At 61.7% G+C, this 16,902-nt stretch carries 20 protein-coding genes and 1 pseudogene; 15 read left to right on the top strand and 6 right to left on the bottom strand.

Translation table 11 applies throughout. The features are described 5' to 3' along the window. From ACE03M_RS16950 to ACE03M_RS16960, 3 genes are all read left to right on the top strand, one after another. Window positions 1-354, top strand: a 354-nt coding sequence (locus ACE03M_RS16950) for a tripartite tricarboxylate transporter TctB family protein (RefSeq protein WP_485935215.1), incomplete at its 5' end; no start/stop codon positions are given. Between the two features lie 9 nt (window positions 355-363). Further along, complete coding sequence (locus ACE03M_RS16955) at window positions 364-1,878, top strand: tripartite tricarboxylate transporter permease (RefSeq protein ID WP_485935217.1); 1,515 nt, start codon at window positions 364-366, stop codon at window positions 1,876-1,878. An 11-nt stretch (window positions 1,879-1,889) separates the two neighbouring features. Next, entirely contained in the window at window positions 1,890-2,630 is a 741-nt protein-coding gene (locus ACE03M_RS16960; RefSeq protein ID WP_485935218.1) for a helix-turn-helix domain-containing protein, read from the top strand. Window positions 2,631-2,672: 42 nt separating this feature from the next. Here ACE03M_RS16960 and ACE03M_RS16965 read toward each other — a convergent pair whose 3' ends face one another. Continuing rightward, the gene (locus ACE03M_RS16965; RefSeq protein WP_485935220.1) at window positions 2,673-3,047 is read right to left on the bottom strand and encodes a DoxX family protein; all 375 of its coding nucleotides are present in this window, start codon (window positions 3,045-3,047) and stop codon (window positions 2,673-2,675) included. A gap of 166 nt (window positions 3,048-3,213) precedes the next feature. On the opposite strand from ACE03M_RS16965, the gene ACE03M_RS16970 reads away from it, so the two are divergent. Further along, entirely contained in the window at window positions 3,214-3,804 is a 591-nt protein-coding gene (locus ACE03M_RS16970) for a TetR/AcrR family transcriptional regulator (RefSeq protein ID WP_485935222.1), read from the top strand. 15 nt (window positions 3,805-3,819) lie between these two features. Here ACE03M_RS16970 and ACE03M_RS16975 read toward each other — a convergent pair whose 3' ends face one another. After that, window positions 3,820-4,470 carry an SRPBCC family protein gene (locus ACE03M_RS16975; protein ID WP_485935224.1) on the bottom strand — a complete coding sequence of 217 codons (651 nt, stop codon included), beginning with the start codon at window positions 4,468-4,470 and terminating at the stop codon, window positions 3,820-3,822. Next, window positions 4,467-4,859, bottom strand: coding sequence for an ArsR/SmtB family transcription factor (locus tag ACE03M_RS16980; protein WP_485935225.1), 393 nt, complete (start codon window positions 4,857-4,859; stop codon window positions 4,467-4,469). Before ACE03M_RS16980 ends, ACE03M_RS16975 begins: the two co-directional genes overlap by 4 nt. Before the next feature lie 95 nt (window positions 4,860-4,954). Between ACE03M_RS16980 and ACE03M_RS16985 the strand changes: the two genes are divergently transcribed. Next, window positions 4,955-5,158: a hypothetical protein gene (locus ACE03M_RS16985; RefSeq protein ID WP_485935227.1), complete on the top strand. Its 204-nt coding sequence runs from the start codon at window positions 4,955-4,957 to the stop codon at window positions 5,156-5,158. A gap of 126 nt (window positions 5,159-5,284) precedes the next feature. Beyond that, complete coding sequence (locus ACE03M_RS16990; RefSeq protein WP_143924449.1) at window positions 5,285-5,797, top strand: NADPH-dependent FMN reductase; 513 nt, start codon at window positions 5,285-5,287, stop codon at window positions 5,795-5,797. Window positions 5,798-5,845: 48 nt separating this feature from the next. On the opposite strand, the gene ACE03M_RS16995 is transcribed toward ACE03M_RS16990, so the two are convergent. The 3 genes from ACE03M_RS16995 to ACE03M_RS17005 form a co-directional block, all read right to left on the bottom strand. Then, entirely contained in the window at window positions 5,846-6,175 is a 330-nt protein-coding gene (locus tag ACE03M_RS16995) for a putative quinol monooxygenase (protein WP_143924450.1), read from the bottom strand. A 73-nt stretch (window positions 6,176-6,248) separates the two neighbouring features. Beyond that, entirely contained in the window at window positions 6,249-7,034 is a 786-nt protein-coding gene (locus ACE03M_RS17000) for an acetoin reductase (RefSeq protein WP_143924451.1), read from the bottom strand. Window positions 7,035-7,159: 125 nt separating this feature from the next. After that, entirely contained in the window at window positions 7,160-7,918 is a 759-nt protein-coding gene (locus ACE03M_RS17005) for an IclR family transcriptional regulator (protein WP_485935229.1), read from the bottom strand. Window positions 7,919-8,055: 137 nt separating this feature from the next. Here ACE03M_RS17005 and ACE03M_RS17010 point away from each other — a divergent pair, with 137 nt between their 5' ends. The 9 genes and pseudogenes from ACE03M_RS17010 to ACE03M_RS17050 all read left to right on the top strand — a co-directional run bounded on the left by ACE03M_RS17010 (window position 8,056) and on the right by ACE03M_RS17050 (window position 16,859). Continuing rightward, window positions 8,056-8,631 (top strand): hypothetical protein, encoded by a 576-nt coding sequence (locus tag ACE03M_RS17010; protein WP_485935231.1) that lies wholly within the window; start codon window positions 8,056-8,058, stop codon window positions 8,629-8,631. Further along, entirely contained in the window at window positions 8,631-10,232 is a 1,602-nt protein-coding gene (locus ACE03M_RS17015) for a GMC family oxidoreductase (protein ID WP_485935351.1), read from the top strand. Before ACE03M_RS17010 ends, ACE03M_RS17015 begins: the two co-directional genes overlap by 1 nt. An 11-nt stretch (window positions 10,233-10,243) precedes the next feature. Next, window positions 10,244-10,843: pseudogene (locus ACE03M_RS17020) on the top strand (FAD-binding oxidoreductase); the annotation flags it as partial. A 142-nt stretch (window positions 10,844-10,985) separates the two neighbouring features. Next, a complete protein-coding gene (locus ACE03M_RS17025) occupies window positions 10,986-11,216 on the top strand; it encodes a hypothetical protein (RefSeq protein WP_143924455.1) in 231 nt (76 codons plus the stop codon). A 115-nt stretch (window positions 11,217-11,331) separates the two neighbouring features. Beyond that, complete coding sequence (locus ACE03M_RS17030) at window positions 11,332-12,090, top strand: HpcH/HpaI aldolase family protein (RefSeq protein WP_485935233.1); 759 nt, start codon at window positions 11,332-11,334, stop codon at window positions 12,088-12,090. 286 nt (window positions 12,091-12,376) lie between these two features. After that, window positions 12,377-13,234, top strand: a complete 858-nt coding sequence (locus ACE03M_RS17035) for an ABC transporter permease (RefSeq protein WP_485935235.1) — start codon at window positions 12,377-12,379, stop codon at window positions 13,232-13,234. 20 nt (window positions 13,235-13,254) lie between these two features. Beyond that, the gene (locus ACE03M_RS17040; RefSeq protein WP_485935236.1) at window positions 13,255-14,274 is read left to right on the top strand and encodes an ABC transporter substrate-binding protein; all 1,020 of its coding nucleotides are present in this window, start codon (window positions 13,255-13,257) and stop codon (window positions 14,272-14,274) included. Window positions 14,275-14,287: 13 nt separating this feature from the next. After that, window positions 14,288-15,067 carry an ABC transporter ATP-binding protein gene (locus ACE03M_RS17045; RefSeq protein WP_143924458.1) on the top strand — a complete coding sequence of 260 codons (780 nt, stop codon included), beginning with the start codon at window positions 14,288-14,290 and terminating at the stop codon, window positions 15,065-15,067. Window positions 15,068-15,209: 142 nt separating this feature from the next. Next, window positions 15,210-16,859 carry a M24 family metallopeptidase gene (locus ACE03M_RS17050; RefSeq protein WP_485935237.1) on the top strand — a complete coding sequence of 550 codons (1,650 nt, stop codon included), beginning with the start codon at window positions 15,210-15,212 and terminating at the stop codon, window positions 16,857-16,859. Window positions 16,860-16,902 lie beyond the last annotated feature (43 nt).

The raw sequence follows: 16,902 nt of genomic DNA on the forward strand, positions 1-16,902 counted from the left end.
GTCCCCAGCGGAACCACCGCGGCGGGTAGAGCCTCGGCGAGCGGCGGTGCCGGCACTGTCGCGTCCGAGGGCGTGGCGGACGTCGAGTCTGCTGGCGTCGTCCTCGATGCTCCCGAGGAACCGAAGTCGAAGCAGGTCGTGCTGCAGTTCGCGCTCTTCTTCATCTACCTCGGAATCCTCATCCCGGTCGGCTTCCTGCTCTCAACGGCGGCCTTCCTGATGACGATGACCAGCATCTATGCCCCGCACAGGTGGGTACGCAACCTCATCTTCTCGGTGCTCTTCTCCGTCATCATCTACGTCGCATTCGTCTACGGGCTGGTCGTATACCTGCCCGTCGGGATTCTGGGATAGAGGGCGGGCATGGACACACTCATCGATCTGGGCGGCGGCTTCGCTTCGGCGCTCGAACCCTTGAGCCTCGCTTTCGCCCTCCTCGGCGTCTTGTTGGGCACCGTCGTCGGCGTGCTGCCGGGCATCGGCCCGATCTCTGCCATCGCCATTCTCATCCCGGTGTCTTTCGGGATGGAGCCGGTGCACGGACTCATCCTGCTCTGCGGCATCTACTACGGGTCCATGTACGGCGGCTCGATCACCGCCACACTCATCAAAACCCCTGGTGAGGTCGCCAGTGCGGTGACCGCCATCGAAGGCTACGAAATGGCTCGCCGAGGTCGGGGCAAGGCCGCGCTGGCGACAGCCGCAATCGGATCCTTCCTCGCCGGGACCCTGGCGATCATCGGGCTGACATTCCTGTCTCCCGTGCTCGTGAAGTTGGCGAACGTCTTCGGCTCTACCGAATACTTCCTGCTCATGGCCACAGCACTCCTGCTGGCCTCGACGATGTCGTCCGGCTCGCGGGCGAAGGCCCTGATCTCGATCTTCATCGGCCTGGCCGTCGGCCTCGTCGGTCTCGACTTCCAGACGGGCCTGCCGCGCCAGACCTTCGGCATGAGCCTGCTCTCAGACGGCATCGACTTCACGATCTTCGCCATGGCCCTCTTCGCCATCCCCGAAGCGATCCGCAACCTCGCATTGGGACGCGGAGCCAAAGACGTGATTCAGAGCTTCGGAGACGACAAATGGATGACGAGGCAGGACTGGCAGCGCTCGGCCATGCCCTGGGCCCGCGGCTCGGTGCTCGGCTTCATCATCGGCATCCTTCCCGGAGTCGGCCCGTCCCTGGCCTCGTTCATGTCCTACATCATGGAGAAGCGGATCTCGAAGCGGAAGTCCGAGTTCGGCCACGGTGCGATCGAAGGCGTCGCCGGACCCGAGGCCGCGAACAACGCCGGAGTCGGCGGTGCCATGATTCCGCTCTTCAGCCTCGGCATCCCGGGATCGGCGACCACGGCCCTGCTGCTCTTCGTCTTCACCATGTACGGACTGCAGCCGGGACCGCTGATCTTCCGCGATGAGTCGGGCCTGATCTGGACGATCATCGCGAGCATGTACATCGGCAACGTGGCCCTGATCATCCTCAACCTGCCGCTCGTGGGCGTCTTCGTCAAACTGCTGAAGATGCCCAAGGAGATCCTGTTCTCCTCCATCCTCGTCCTCGTGGCCATCGGTGCCTACGCGATCGAATTCAGTCTGTTCGGACTGATGCTGCTCGGCATCTTCGGCGTCATCGGCTATCTCATGGACAAGGGTGGAATTCCACTGGCACCGTCCATCCTGGCCCTCGTCCTGGTGCCGCTGCTGGAGGACAACTTCCGGCGTATGCTCCAGATCTCGGGCGGATCGTTCATGCCGCTGCTGACCCGACCCGTGTCTTTGTCGATCATCGTGCTCATGGTCCTGGGTATCGTCGGACCCATCATCTTCCGCTGGTGGGTGCGCCGCCGCCAGCTGTTGGCCGATGTGAGCGTCGCATGAAAGAGAACCCCATGACTGATAACTCAGCGACCACTGGCCGCTCCGAGTCCTCTGGCCGCTCCGACGTCTCGGCTGCCTCGGCCAATGAGATCGGCGTCATCGACCGCAGTGCCGCGATCCTCACAGCACTGCAGGACTCACCGATGACCGCCGCCGAGGTGTGCCGTCGTCTGGGCTATTCCAAGTCCACGACCTACCGGCTGCTGGCGGATCTGCGCACTCACCGCTTCATCGTCCGTGACAGCAACGGGCTGCTGCGCCTGGGGCCGTTCCCGGGCAGACGCAGCATCGCAACAACGAACTCGGTGCTCGAGCATCTGCGAACCCTGACCAGTGAGTCGGTGCAGCTGTGGGTCCGTGTCGGGGAGGACCGGGTGTGCGTGCGCAATGTCGAAGCCGACCACGAACTCCGCGTCTCCCGCAGCGTCGGCACCGTCCTCCCACTCGTCGACGGCGGATCTGCCGCGCTGGCGCTGTGCGGCCCGGGCAATCCACAGGAGTTCTACGCAACGAAACAGGCGCGGGTGAAGGGAACCGCCTCGGCGAGTGTGGCCTTCACCGTCGGGGGAGCCATCCTCGCACTATGCGTGTCCTACCCTCTGACCCGGGAACCGGACAATGTCGCCGGCGCCTACCGGGCTGTGCTGGGTCAGGCTGCGGTCGAGCTCAAAGGGCTGCTCGAGGATAGCGAAGAGTTCGCAGTGCTCAGGGATATCGCGCGGTTGGCCTTGGGGGCACGTCGGTCTGAATGAGGGGTGATACAGGCATGAGGTGCTGCTCGGCCGTTCTCCCATTCAGCCGAACGGAATGAGGGCGAAGCGCCCCCAGGCGACGAAGATCAGTCCGGTCAGGAAGAGCAGGTCCCCGAGCAGCTCCCTGTATTCGAGCCTGCGGATCCGCTCGGTTGCGGCCCCCGCCATGTAGAGCGCCATGCCCGATGCGGCGATGGGTACGAGTACGGGTGCGATACCGAGCAGTCCGGGTAGGACCAGTCCGAGCCCGCCGGCGATTTCGATAACCCCCATGAACTTCACGGTGCCGGGGGTGAAGTCCTCCGGCCAGTGCAGTCTGGCGGCGTATCTCTCGTGTGTCCAGGTCAGTTTGATGATTCCGCCGGCGATATAGCCGACGGCCAGGGCGCCTGCGACGATCCACAGTGCGATGTTCATGATTGCTCACTCTCATCATTGAGGTGCTTGGCGGCGAAGGGACAGCGACGGGTTCATGCTGTCGAGATCCCTAACGACACGATGTGTGCCGATACTGGACCAGAGTAGTCGGCAGGGAATCAAACGTCAACGGCACTTACCGTGCCTTTAGTGATACCGTGATGCTATGTCCACGTCATCGACGCCGCGCCGCCGCGGCTCGGAGCGCACGCTCGAGCTCCTGGATGTCACGCTTGCTCTCGCCGAGGAGGTGGGCTATCGCGGCTTGACGGTCGAGGCCATCGCTCGCCGTGCGGGCGTGGGCAAGCACACGATCTATCGGCGGTGGCCCACGATTGCTGATCTTCTCCTCGATGCTCTCAATCACGTATGGTCCAGCGAGCTGGACTACCGGTCGCAGGGCGCGATCAGGGCTGACCTGCGCGAGCAGTTCCTGCGCTCGAGCTATGCGCTCTCGCACGCGCCGCTGGGCCCGATCTACCGTGCTGTCATTGCAGCTGCGCAGTCGGATGAGTCTCTGCGAGCGGCCATCCACTCGCGGTTCCTCAAGACGGTCGAGGAGAGCACATTGGAGCGCATCAGTCTCGCCCAGCAGCAGGGTCAGCTGAAGAGTGACGCCGATCTGGCAGCTGTCGTCGAGGTGCTCGTCGGCTCGCTGTACTATCGATGGCTGCTCACGGACCGTGCTATCGACGAGGGGGCCGTTGACGGGCTGATCGGCATGTTCATGGATGCCTATGGCGAGTCCGGCGTCTGAGGCTGCGCGGCGTGTTCAGGCCGGAGGTTGGCCGAGGTAGAAGCCGGTGGTGCGTTCGGCCGCCGCGGTCGCATCGGCCTCAGGCGTTCCCTCTTCAGCCGATGCTTCACCCCAGCGCCTGCTGGATTCGCGGACGAACATCTCGCCCGCCTCCGACTGGATGAAGGCCTCTTCGTCTTCGGGTCTGCCCGTTCCTGCCATCAGGTGCAGGGCGAGGCCCAGGAACGCCAGGTCCCAACCCACGCCCGTGGCGCCGGGGCCGAACTGGGTCCAGAAGTCTGAACCGGCCTCGGCCGAATGGGAGTGCTCCAGCGTCATCCGGGCACGGTCGCCATCCTCTTCGACTCTCACGGTGACCTGACTCGAGTCTCCACCGAACTCCCAGGTGATGCTGTAGGACTGCGGCGGCTCGCAGGCGGTCACCGTGCCGGAGGCGTTGCCCTCGATGTCGTAGCGGCCCCCGAGCTCGAGGTTTCCGTTGACGGGTGCGAACCAGCGTTCCAGCCGCTCGGAATTCGTGCACGCGTCCCAGAGGTCGTCGACCGTGGTCGGGTATGACTGGCTGATCGACTGGACCGTGTGCTGGGTGCCGTTGTCGAGGTCTATGGACAGGCCCCGATCGACGTTCTCGGCCTGTGCTGCGATGATCTCATTCTGGTCGGTCATGATCTCTCCTCGGGAGTGGCGGGTGGAGTCGTCGAATCGGTGGATCGAGTCGGTGGATCGGTCAGTCGTTTCTGTCTCTTGCCGCGCGCGATCTCGGTCGACAATGCGTCGAGCTTCGGCGCCCAGAATCGTTTGAAAGGATCCATCCATTGGTCGACGGCCTTGAGCGGCGTCGGATCTAAGGAATACAGGCGTCTCGTGCCTTCGGCTCGCTGGGTTGCGAACCCGGCTTCGCGGAGCAGCTTGAGATGCTGCGACACGGCCGGCTGGCTGATGCCGAACTCCTCTCCGACCGCGCTGACGACATCGCCTGCGCTCAGTTCGCCCTCCCTGAGGAGTTCGATGATTCTCCTCCGGACGGGATCGCCGAGGATGTCGAAAGCGTGCATATCTGAATTATAAGCATCCATCAATATAAGTCAATGGTGATTTATGGAGTCGAGGGTCTGTGGAGGGGGCCCGCTGTGGAGGCGCGGGGGGTGACGTGGGTCTCGACCGACTGCTGGAGTTCATCGACCGCTCGGGACTCGAGCAGCCTTTTCGTTGCGCGCCGGGTCGTTTCCGCCATTCCCTCGAGGGAGGCGGATTCGATGCGTGCTTCGACCCGCTCGCGGCCGCACCCGAGGAACTGGGGCATGGGAAGGTGCTGCTGACGGTCTCCGATGGGATCATCACGCATCGCGCATGACGCGTCGGGCCTGCAGCATCGCGCATGACGTCAGATGAACAGTGATCCCGTTGCCTCAGCCCGCCTCTCTTAGTGTTGTGCTCATCATCGCCTCCGGCCGGTGAGCATATGAGGAGAGGAATACCCATGGGAACGCGAATCACAACAGTCGTCGGCAACCCCAATCCCGGATCGAGGACGCGTCAGATCGCCGAAGATCTTGCGGAGCTCATAGCGGCTCTGACAGGCGCGGAGGCCGGATCGACCATTGAGCTCGCCGAGGTGACCGACGAAATCTTTAAGTGGGAGTCGTCCAAGCTGAGCGCGCTCACCGACCAGCTGCAGACTTCGACCTACGCCGTGATCGCTACGCCCACGTACAAGGCGAGCTACACCGGCCTGCTCAAGGCGTTCCTTGACCGCTACGACGCCGGTGGACTGCACGGAGTCACCGCGATCCCGGTCTTCACCATCGGTTCGCCCGCACATCAGCTGGCCGTGGATTTCACGCTGAGGCCGCTCCTCGTGGAACTTGGCGCCAGTGTTCCCACAGCTGGTCTTTCATTCCCGACGGCGAAATTCGACGAGCGCGCTGCGATTCTCGATGAGTGGGTGGAGAAGCAAGCTGGCTACCTGCCGGAGGTGAAGGCCCGAACCTGATCTCCCGACACAGGGGCGTCGGGAGATCAGGCGGAGGACCAACTGGGGTCAGCTGACCTGAAGCTCTCCCATCTCGTCCCAGCCCTCACCGTCAATCTGGCGAGAGATGATCTTCGGAGTGGACACGAGGGCGCTGTTCATCGGTCCGCCGTCTGCGGTCGCCTGCTGGAAGTGGTCGGACTTCACGTGTGCTTCGGCAGCGTCGTCATCGAAGGCTTCGACGAGCACGTACTCATTGGGATCGTCGAGGCTGCGTGACCAGTCGAACCATTTGTTTCCCGGCTCGGCTCGCGTCGCCTCGGTGAATTCCTTGGTGATCTGCGGCCATTCCTCGGCCTTCTCGGGCTTGACCTGGAACTTGACGACGATGAAAATCATTTGGATCCTTTCGTAGCTGATTGGGTTGACGGGGTCTTCGCCAACTCTGGTGCTGGTGTAGGCGCGGTGTGTCTCAGGAGAACTGCATGCCGCCGTCGACGAGCATGGTCTGGCCGGTGATGTAGTCCGAGTCCTCGCTGGATAGGAACGACACGAGGTTCGCGACATCCTCGGGAACCGATACTCGTCCGAGAAGGATGTCTCCCGCGTACTTCTTGATTGCTTCCCCTTTGGCCAATCCCTCCTGTTCTCCGAGCTTCTCATCGATGAGATCCCACATCGAGGTTCCCACGATGCCTGGACCGTAGGCGTTGACGGTGATCCCGTGTTTCGCCCATTCCATCGCGGCGCCCTGCGTCAGTCCGCGCACGGCCCATTTGGTGGCCGAATAAGGTGAGAGCAGTGCGAACGGGCGGAAGGCGACGATCGATGCAGCGCCGATGATCTTTCCGCCGTTGCCCTGTTCGATCATCTGCTTGGCAGCGGCCTGGTAGGACAGGAACACGCCGGTGATGTTGACGTTGAGGATCTTTTCGAAATCCTCTTTCGAGTAGTCGATGAGGGGTTCGACCTGAGCGATACCGGCATTGGCCACGAAGACGTCGAGCTTTCCGCCCACCTCGACGGCGGTGGCCACGAGTGCTTCCACCGAGGCTTGATCGGTGACGTCGACCTCGGCTCCGGTGGCTTTGCCGCCGGCGGCTTTGATGGTCGCTGCCGTCTCCTGTACTCCCTCCTGCATGGTGGGAAGGTCTGCCACGATGACGTGGTGTCCATCGGCGCCGAGGCGTTGTGCGATGCCCTGTCCGATTCCTCGTGCTGATCCAGTGACGACAGCGACGCTGGTGGTCGTGCTCATTATTGTGCTCCTTCGTGTCTCGTCGTTGAGTAAGCACGATCATTCTGTGCACGAGCGTGTCCAGGAGAATACGGTCCTTCTCATGTGGCGAGAAACTTAGGTCGCCGAGGTGGCGAGTCGGCCTCTCAGCGGGCACCGCCGCGCAGATATCGCGAGCACAACCCCGCGTGCTCGCGCAGTGCGATGTCGAACGTCTTCGCGCGTCCCGTCGCCTTGCTCGAAGGAGTGCTGATCGCGATGGCTCCGACCTGCATGCCTGTGCCGTTGTGGACGGGCACCGCGGCGCAGGTCTGGCGCGGCAGGAACTCGTCGTGTTCCCAGGCGATGCCGCGTGTGGCCACCTCGTCGAGATGGGTGTCGAGCAGGTCCCTGCGTACGATCGTGTGCGGCGTGAGCACGGGCATCCCGCGGGCATCGAGATACTCGGTACGCTGCGTCTCCGGCATGGCCGAGAGCAGGATCTTGCCGAAGGCAGTGGCATGTGCAGCCTCGTTGAAGCCGAAGCGAAGCGGGCGGAGGCGGGGATGCTTCTCGCAGTCGGAAGAGTAGGTCAGCAGGATGTCCGACCCCCGGTAGATCGCAAAATAGGCGGCCGTGCCCAAGCTGCGATGCAGCTCATCGGTGATCTGACGGATGGGCTGAGGAGCTATGAGGCGCTGCTGGAATGACAGTCCGAGTTCAAAGCACTTCGGTCCGAGTTCGAAGCTCTTGTCTTCCTTCAGGTAGACGAGATAGCTGCAGTCTTCGAGTTCATGGAGCAGGCGATAGACGGTGGGCAGAGGGATCTCGAGACGGTCGGCTATGGTCTTCGCTGAGGCGCTTCCAGAGGAGGACACCGCCTCGAGCACGGAGAAGACCCTGTTGATGACGGTGCTGTTCGACATTCGCGCTCCCCTGTTTATCGCCTCGTGAGAATAAGGATAGTGCTCGGTGGTCCAGTTCACATAAGTTGCTTCTGACCGGTTCGGCAAAGGTGCCCGGATCCCCCGGGGCACCAGCAGAGGAGCAAAGGAGCACCCACATGGCATTCCCTGCCAAATTTCCGTCGCTGAACGCGATGGAGATGACCGATGAGGCCCGACAGACTCTTGTCAGAGTGCTGAGAGTGGCATTTCCACACGAGAATTTTCCCGATGGCCCGTACGAACGGACTGCCGACAAGATCCTTGTCGAAGCCGACGCCGAGACCTGGTTTCGGGTGGCTCTCATCCAAGGACTGCAGTCACTTGACCAGCTCTCCGACAAGAGCTTCTGCTCACTGGGTGACGATGAAGCACTGCGGGTGCTGCGCCGCGTCGAAGGCACGGAGTTCTTCGGGTTCGTCCGCCGCACCGCAGCGCTCGGTCTCTACGACGATGAAGAGGTGTGGGAGATCCTGGGATATCAAGGACCGTCGTTCGACCTCGGCGGCTATGTCCATCGAGGATTCAACGATCTGGACTGGCTGCCCGAACCGCGCATCCTCTATCCGGAGGGCGAGGACCTGCCGGAACTCGGCCCAGGTGCACACCTGGGACCGCAGACGGTCAACGTGACAGACGAATCGACGAATCAGCCGAGCGCTGAGCAGGCCGAGATGGGCGAGGTGAAGAAATGATGGCAGCGAAACCAGCGTCCGGCGGCAGTGTCACCGGCTACAGCATTGACAAGAACGACGAGGCAGTCGTCATCATCGGATCCGGCGCCGGAGGTGGCACACTCGCGTATGAGCTGACGGCCAAGGGAATCCCTGTCGTCGTCCTCGAAGCAGGTCCCCATCTGGGACATGACGATTACGTCAACAACGAATGGGAAGCGTTCAACCAGATGGCCTGGCTGGATCCGCGGACGACGACCGGGTCGTGGCGAATCGCGCAGGACTTCCCCAATCTGCCGGCATGGATCGTCAAAGCCGTCGGAGGCACGACGACCCACTGGTCCGGAGCCACCCCGCGTTTCAAGAATCATGAGTTCCGTGCCCGCAGCGCCTATGGACGCATCGAGGGAGCCAATCTCCTCGACTGGCCGATCACGCTCGAAGAGATGGCTCCGTACTACGACCGAGCCGAGAAATCGATGGGTTCGACTCACGTTCACGGACGTCCGCCCCTGCCGGCGAACAACAACTACAAGGTCTTCGCCAACGGTGCCAAGGAGGTCGGGTACCGCTACTACGCCACCGGCCCCTATGCGACCAATGCCGAGGAATACGATGGCCGTCCCGCATCGATCCAGGATGGCTTCAACTTTCAGGGAGACAAGAACAAGTCGAAATGGTCGACCCTGGTCAGAGAGATCCCACGAGCAGCGGAGACGGGCCTGCTCGATCTCCGTCCCGATTCTCAGGCTGTCCAGATCACCCATGATTCAGGAGGGAAGGCCGACGCCGTCCTCTACCTCGACGGGGAAGGAAATCTGCAGCGTCAGGCCGCCAAGCTGGTGTGCGTGGCCGGAAACTCGATCGAAACGTCCAGGCTGCTGCTCCTCTCGGGCACACCGAGCTTCCCCGACGGGCTCGCGAACTCCTCGGGACAGGTGGGGCGAAACTACATGCGCCACCTCACCGGGACAGTGTGGGGACACTTCGACAAGCCCGTGCGAATGTACCGGGGTGAGACCATGGCCGGCGTCATCGCCGACGAGTCGATCCACGATCCCGACCGTGGATTCGCAGGAGGCTACTACATGGAGACGATCTCACTGGGCCCGGCCTTCATGTCGGCATTCGTTGAGCCCGGCGCCTGGGGTCCTGACTTCGCCGCGCTCATGGATCGCTACCTCAACACGGCTGGCATGTGGATCGTCGGAGAGGACCTGCCGCAGGAGTCCAACCGGATCACACTGAACACCACGGTCAAGGATCAGCACGGTCTTCCCGTACCGAACGTCCACTACGACGATCACGCGAATGACCTGGCAATGCGCGAACACGGCTACGCTGCAGGCGAGAGCGTCTACAGGGCAGTCGGGGCACAGACCTCGCATCGGACACCGCCGTATCCGTCGACGCACAATCTGGGCACAGCGAGAATGAGCGAACGGCCTGAGGACGGCGTGGTCGACAAATGGGGTCGCTCCCATGATGTGAAGAACCTCTTCATCTCCGACGGTTCGGTCTTCACCTCAAGCGCGGCGGCCAATCCGACACTGACCATCGTCGCACTGGCGATTCGGCAGGCGGAATACATCGCCGAACAGCTGCGGACTCAGCAGCTTTAGGAGGGAACCACATGTCCCTGCTTTCTCCCGCCGACACGGGACTCATCGATCATCTGCGGGCCGCAGCTGATGAGGTCGGCACCCGCGCCAGCGACCGGCTGGCCGCCGCACACGACGCTTCCCACTACCTGCTGACACCGCAGGCCGTGGTGAAGCCGCGGATCCGCAAGGAGGTGGCGGCAGTGTTCTCGGCCTCACGGCAGGGCAGAGCGCCGATGACCTTCCGCTCCGGTGGGACCAGCCTGTCTGGGCAGTCCGTCTCGAACGGGGTGCTCGTCGACACGAGAAGGCATTTCAGGGACATCGACGGCCTCGACGACGGTGACCGGGTCCGCTGCCCACCCGGGGCCGTGGTCAGGGCTGTGAACGCGCGGCTGCTGCGGCATGGGCGGAAACTGGGGCCGGACCCGGCCAGCGAGATTGCCTGCACCATCGGAGGAGTCGTCGCTAACAACTCCTCCGGCATGGCCTGCGGGATCGAAGCGAACACCTATCGGACGCTTGACTCGCTCGTGCTCGTCCTTCCCAGCGGAACCGTTCTCGACACCTCGGCGGCAGACGCTGATGAGCAGCTGCGGAGACGGGAACCAGTTTTCCACGCGGGTCTGCTCGCGCGAGGGACGGGGCCGAGGTGTGCTCTCGACCGAGCATCGTCTGCCGTCGATCGCTCTCCACCCGACATGCTCCTCGACCCAACTGGGAATCAACGAGGACCTGACAGCGCTCGCCGGATCCATCGCTGATGAGGTCAGCGTGCCCGATTCCTGGGGGTGCTGTGCCTTCGCTGGGGACCGGGGAATGCTCCATCCCGAACTCACCGCCTCGGCGACGAAGGATGAGGCGGCCGAGGTCGAATCGATCGGCGCGGACGTTCACGCCTCGACGAATCGGACGTGTGAGATCGGGATGACACGGGCGACGGGGAAGCCGTATCGCCACATCCTCGAAGCACTCGACGATCTTGTGGAAGCGAGCAGTGCATGACACTGTGCGGGTTCCATGCGGATCTGGTTCTGCTGTTGATCCGACCAGACCACATGGATGATCCGGATGCCGGGCATACCTGGCGTCAGGGTGGTCGGTGTGATTCGATGCACATATGACTGAAGCATTGAAAACACATCGCGCTCGCCTCGCCACTGGAGAGGTCTACAACGGGCTGTGGATGATGTCGACGAGTCAGGAGCTCGCGAAGATCGGATCGGATGCAGGGTATGACTATGTGTGCCTCGACATGCAGCACGGCTTCACTCGTCCCACAGATATCCTGCGGCTCACAGATGCCATCCGTGCCAGCGGATCCGCCCTGGTCACTGCCCGGGTTGCGGCGAACCGCTTCACAGAGATCGGGATGCTCGCCGATGCCGGAGTTGAAGCCGTCATCGTTCCTTTGGTCTCCTCCGTCGCTGACGCCGAGGCGGCAGCTGCTGCACTCGACTACCCGAGCCGAGGCGGCGACCGCTCCTGGGGCCCGACCGCCGAGCTCATGCACGATGCGGTGCAGGACACTCGTGACGAGCGCCCACTGCTCTTCGTCATGATCGAAAACAGGGAGGGCCTGGCCAACGTCGAGAAGATCTGTGAGGTTCCCGGAATCGACGGTGTCTACATCGGACCGGCCGACCTTGCGTTCGCAGTGGACTCGCTCCCCGGGCAACCAAACGACGCCCACGCCGAGGCGGTCGCTCGGATCCGCACAGCAGCTGATGCGGCCGGTGTCATCCCAGGCATCCACTGCGGTGATGGTACGGAGGCCAGGACTCGCAGGGAACAGGGCTTCCGGTTCATCACCTCGGCGGGGGACATCGGTGCTGCGGGACGTGCCTTCCGGGAGGACTTGGCGACCGCGCGGGGCTGACTGTGTCCGTGCTTCTTGCGTAACGAAGGCTGGCGGTCGGAGATTTCGGAATTGCGATCCGAGGCTCCGACTTCCTTCTGTCATCTCGGAAATGCGTGATGATCCATGCAGAAGAGAGGCCACGAGACTCAATGCTCATCCATTCCTTCAGGGTATTGGAAAATGCGAAAACAATCTTGGACATGCATCGTTACGTCGCGAATACTGGAATGCATCACAGTAGTTTCACGTCAAAAATGCACTGCCAATGTCGTTCATGGACCAGGACCCAATGGAGGGATCGCCGATGACAACCACACCTCGCATCGAAGCCGATGCAGTTCAACACGTGGAAGCCGGCCCACCACCGGTGAGTCCGCCGAAACCGCCGAAGCAGTCCCTGATCAAGTCTGAGTCGGTCTCTGCAGGCATCAAAGCAGTCGTGGGGCTTGCTGCGCTGTTCGCGCTGTGGGAACTTGTGGTCGTCATCTTTGACTTCCCGAAGTATCTGCTGGTTGGTCCGATCTCTGCATTCGAAGAGCTTTTCACCAATCCCGGCTATTTCGCGCTCAATGCTCTGACCACCCTGCAAGAAGGCCTTGCGGGCTTCGCCCTCGGGACAGCGCTGGGTGTCCTGTGCGGGGCGCTGCTCTACTATGCCTCGTTCCTTCGGCCCTTCCTCTACCCGGCACTCATCGCCATCGATACGATTCCGAAGGTCGCGCTGGCGCCCCTCTTCATCGTGTGGTTCGGCTTCGGCTTCGAATCGAAGGCCTTTGTGGCCATGGCCATCGCATTCTTCCCGCTCGTCATCAATACATTCGACGGGCTGAACTCGGTGCCCAACGAACTTCAGGATCTGGCGCGTATCAACCGTGCATCGAAGCTGAAGAAGATGATGAAGATCGACTTCATCTATGCGCTCCCCTCGATCTTCACCGGCGCGAAGATCTCAATCTCGCTTGCCGTCGGCGGTGCAGTCGTCGGTGAGTTCATTGCGGGCTCCAAGGGACTCGGCTACGTCATTCTGCTGGCCAACGCCCAGGTGGACCTGCCGTCGATGTTCGCGGCCTTCATTGTTCTTGCAGCCATTGCTCTTCTGCTCTTCTTCATCATCGACCTCGTGTCGAAGAAGTTGCTGCCGTGGAAGAACTACACGAAATGAGGCACGGAACGATGCATATCATGAAGAAGCTTCTTGTTGCTCCGCTCCTCCTTTCCGTCGTTGGTCTGGCAGCTTGTGCGCCCGAGGACGGTCTCGATGACTTCAACCTCATGGTCGATGTCGCCTATCTGCCCAAGCATGCGCCGTTCTTCGCCGCCGAGGCGCAAGGGTTCTTTGAAGAAGAAGGCTTCGACGTCTCGCTCATGCCCGGGTCGGGTTCGACGAACACGGTGACCTCGGTCGAGACGGGGCGAGTCGACGCCGGTTGGGCCGATTTCGGCGCCACGATCCTCAGCCAGGGCAAAGGGGCACACGTCAAACAGGTGAACCTGCTCCAGGCGCGCTCGGCCTATGCGACGATTGCCCTCGAAAGCTCAGGTATCGAATCCTGGGAGGACATGAAGGGCAAAACCGTCGCCACAGAAGGTGCCGGAGCCATGACGGCCATGTGGCCACTCGCAATCGAGCGGAGCGGACTCAAAGAGGAAGACGTCAACGTCGTCCACGCGACAGGTGAGTCGAAGATACCCGGACTTCTGGCAGACCGGTGGGATGCCAACCTTGCCCTCTACGTGTCGGATGAGCCCGCGCTCATGGCGCTGGGCGAGAAGGCGACCATACTCAAATGGTCCGATGTGGGAATCGACCTCTACGGCAACGGAATCGTGGTCTCAGACGACGCTCTCGCCAACGAGCCTGAACGAGTCAAGAAGTTCAACAGGGCCATGCAAAAAGGTTTCCTCTGGGCATGTGAGAATCCAGAGCAGACCGCCGAAGACTTCACAAAGGAAGTCCAGGGCTACGAAGCAGACACTGTGACCTATGCGCTCAAGTCTCAGTGCGGACTCAACTGGGCCACCGGAGATGCCGATGATCAGTTCGGCACGATGAGTGACGACGGCGTCCAGCAGATGCTCACCGTGGCCACCGACTTCCTGGGCCTCGAAGATTCTACCGAGCTCACGGTCGATGACATCTATTCCAATGACTACATCGATCCGATTCGCCACGACGAAGACGTAGCGGCCCCCACCAAGTGAATGGAGAACCACCATGACCGCTGATTACGCGATCTCAGTCAATAACGTCGGTAAGACCTACACCTCTCGAGACGGTCAGGAGAACGTGGTCCTCAAAGATCTCGATTTCCACGTCAACCCCGGAGAGTTCGTCTCGATCGTCGGGCAGTCAGGCAGTGGAAAGACCACACTGCTCAATACCATCTCCGGACTTCAAGAGGCCACGGAGGGAGAGATCCTCATCCGTGGTCGCGAGATCAGCGAGGCTCTCAAGGATATCGGCATGGTGTTTCAGAGCCCGGTGCTCCTGCCATGGCGCAACAACCTCGATAACGTGCTGTTGCCCTTGGAGTTTCGTGATGCCGTCACTCCGGAGTCCAAGGACTATGCCATGGAACTGCTGCACATGGTCGGACTTGGGGAGAAGGCGACCCGATACTCCTACGAACTCAGCGGCGGCATGCAGCAGCGAGTCGCCATCTGCCGGGCATTGGTTTCGCGTCCGGAGATCCTGCTCATGGACGAGCCCTTCGGTGCCCTCGACGCCATGACACGCGATTCGATGAATTTCGAGATCCAACGCATTTGGCGCCGTACGGGCTGCAGTGTCCTCTTCGTCACCCACAGCATCTCCGAAGCGGTGTGGTTGGGAGACCGCGTTGTGGTTGTCGGCGACCGTCCCGGACGCATCATCGCCGACGTCAAGATCGACATCGAACGTCCGCGCGCGAAGGAGCACAAGTTCTCGGAGGACTTCGCCCACTATGTCGCGGAAATCGAATCCCACATCGGAGTGACGGCAGGAATCAGCTGAGCGGACTGCCCGCCCAGCTTTCTCGGCCCGACGAACACACCTGACGGATGGCCGACCGTCCGAAATCCATTCGACTTCGGATGCCATTCGCACCGCAGGAGACGAACGAGTCTCACGAAACACATATGGAGTTGGATACACAATGATCAAACTGACAACAGACAAGACGCGCCTGGCGGATTCCTTCGGACTGAATGCCCAGAAGAGTCTGCTGTTCTCTGCGATTCGGCTTGATTCGAGCCCTCTGGTCGCCCCGATCGTCGCTGATACCTCCGAAGGTGAGGTTCTGCTCGTACGTCAGCAGGAACAGGGAAACGCGCTGTCCGCCGGAGTTCCGAAGGACCGAATGAGGTTCTATGCGCCATGGGTGACGATCGACCCGCGGATCGTCGCCGACACCCCCGCATCTGCATCACTGACAACTCTGGTTGGCGAGCTGGCTGATGGCGAACAGGTCGGTCTTGCGTCCGACGTCGTCATGAAGCACTACTCGGCCCTGTCGAAGAGCCTCGACGTCGTTGCCGATAAGCAGCCGACCACTCCGGTCGTGGCCTATGAGGTTGACACCGAGGCTGTGCTCGAACGGTTCGCACAGTGGCGCAGGCTCGGAGCCGAGACGGCCAAGAGGCTCATTCAGGACGTCGACCATCTTTCAGGTCTCGCCAAGGAGATCCAGTCAGAGACCGACACCCGTTATGAGGCATTGCAGTCTCTGGCGACGAACGAGAGTCTCGACGCCGTCCTCATCTCCGCGCCCCCGAACTTCAGCGAAGTCGTCGGGGCTCGGCAGGGCGGGGACCAGCTGGCCCTATGGTCTGCACACGATGAAAAGCTCTATGTGCTCGCACCCGAAACCGCTCATGGCGTGGGAGGCACTCCGGTTGGTCGGTTCGCCGGGTACGGCGCCGGCGTCGTGGCACTTGCACACGGCACTCAGATCGGCGTCGAGGAAGAATGGATCCCGACCGGACTGGTGCTGGAGCTGGAATCCGAAGGTGCCAACGTGAGCGAACTGTCGACTTCGCTCGGACACTGGCGAGACATCCGCGATCACGAAGATCTGGGATTCCAGGTCGTCGCTGCCAGGTGCAGCGTCTTCGCCATCGAGGAAGCGCTGAGCTGGGCCAAAGACTCTTTGGCAGCAGGCGAGGAATTCACCGAGCTGGACATCTATGCGCGTTACGTCGATAAGATCGTCGAGTTCCGGACGGACAATGCGATTCCCTTCGCGATCGAGCCCTATTTCACGAATCTGCACTCATCGAACCGGATGCTATTCCCTGGGCCTCCGGTCGATTTCCCGATCAACGACGACACCAAGTGCATTCAGCTCGACGCCGGTGTGCGCATCACCTTCGACGGTGTCACCGTTGCGACATCTGACATGGCACGTTCCCTGCCGCGCACCGAGGGTGCGATACAGGCCTATGAGTTCTTCTTCGATGTCGTCCGTGAGGGCATCATCGGTCAGCTGAAGCCCGGGGTAGTCTGCGAAGACGTCCACGAAGGGACCTTGGACTACCTGGCACCCCACCTCGAGCGCATGGTCGAAATCGGCATGCTCGGAGAGGACGTGGACTTCAACACGGAGTACCGCAAGCGCAATGTCGGACACCTCATGGGCAAGCAGGAATCGTTCGCCAATGAACTGCGGCCCGGGTACAAACACGTGCTGCAGGTCGGATCCTTCGGCGCAGCGGAGATTCCATGGCGCTATGGCGATGTCGCAATCGGCACAGAGGATCTCTGGTACGTCGGCAACGATCGCACGTATATCCTCTCAAAGCGCTGAGACAGGCTCCTCGCAGGCAAAATAGGGCGGGCACTTCCGAATA

Source organism: Brevibacterium sp. AGC70, assembly GCF_057334195.1.

Coding starts and splice junctions, on each gene's coding strand:
- ACE03M_RS16955 (WP_485935217.1), top strand. CDS start 364: ATGGACACACTCATCGATCTGGGCGGCGGCTTCGCTTCGGCGCTCGAA.
- ACE03M_RS16960 (WP_485935218.1), top strand. CDS start 1,890: ATGACTGATAACTCAGCGACCACTGGCCGCTCCGAGTCCTCTGGCCGC.
- ACE03M_RS16965 (WP_485935220.1), bottom strand. CDS start 3,047: ATGAACATCGCACTGTGGATCGTCGCAGGCGCCCTGGCCGTCGGCTAT.
- ACE03M_RS16970 (WP_485935222.1), top strand. CDS start 3,214: ATGTCCACGTCATCGACGCCGCGCCGCCGCGGCTCGGAGCGCACGCTC.
- ACE03M_RS16975 (WP_485935224.1), bottom strand. CDS start 4,470: ATGACCGACCAGAATGAGATCATCGCAGCACAGGCCGAGAACGTCGAT.
- ACE03M_RS16980 (WP_485935225.1), bottom strand. CDS start 4,859: ATGCACGCTTTCGACATCCTCGGCGATCCCGTCCGGAGGAGAATCATC.
- ACE03M_RS16990 (WP_143924449.1), top strand. CDS start 5,285: ATGGGAACGCGAATCACAACAGTCGTCGGCAACCCCAATCCCGGATCG.
- ACE03M_RS16995 (WP_143924450.1), bottom strand. CDS start 6,175: ATGATTTTCATCGTCGTCAAGTTCCAGGTCAAGCCCGAGAAGGCCGAG.
- ACE03M_RS17000 (WP_143924451.1), bottom strand. CDS start 7,034: ATGAGCACGACCACCAGCGTCGCTGTCGTCACTGGATCAGCACGAGGA.
- ACE03M_RS17005 (WP_485935229.1), bottom strand. CDS start 7,918: ATGTCGAACAGCACCGTCATCAACAGGGTCTTCTCCGTGCTCGAGGCG.
- ACE03M_RS17010 (WP_485935231.1), top strand. CDS start 8,056: ATGGCATTCCCTGCCAAATTTCCGTCGCTGAACGCGATGGAGATGACC.
- ACE03M_RS17015 (WP_485935351.1), top strand. CDS start 8,631: ATGGCAGCGAAACCAGCGTCCGGCGGCAGTGTCACCGGCTACAGCATT.
- ACE03M_RS17030 (WP_485935233.1), top strand. CDS start 11,332: ATGACTGAAGCATTGAAAACACATCGCGCTCGCCTCGCCACTGGAGAG.
- ACE03M_RS17035 (WP_485935235.1), top strand. CDS start 12,377: ATGACAACCACACCTCGCATCGAAGCCGATGCAGTTCAACACGTGGAA.
- ACE03M_RS17040 (WP_485935236.1), top strand. CDS start 13,255: ATGAAGAAGCTTCTTGTTGCTCCGCTCCTCCTTTCCGTCGTTGGTCTG.
- ACE03M_RS17045 (WP_143924458.1), top strand. CDS start 14,288: ATGACCGCTGATTACGCGATCTCAGTCAATAACGTCGGTAAGACCTAC.
- ACE03M_RS17050 (WP_485935237.1), top strand. CDS start 15,210: ATGATCAAACTGACAACAGACAAGACGCGCCTGGCGGATTCCTTCGGA.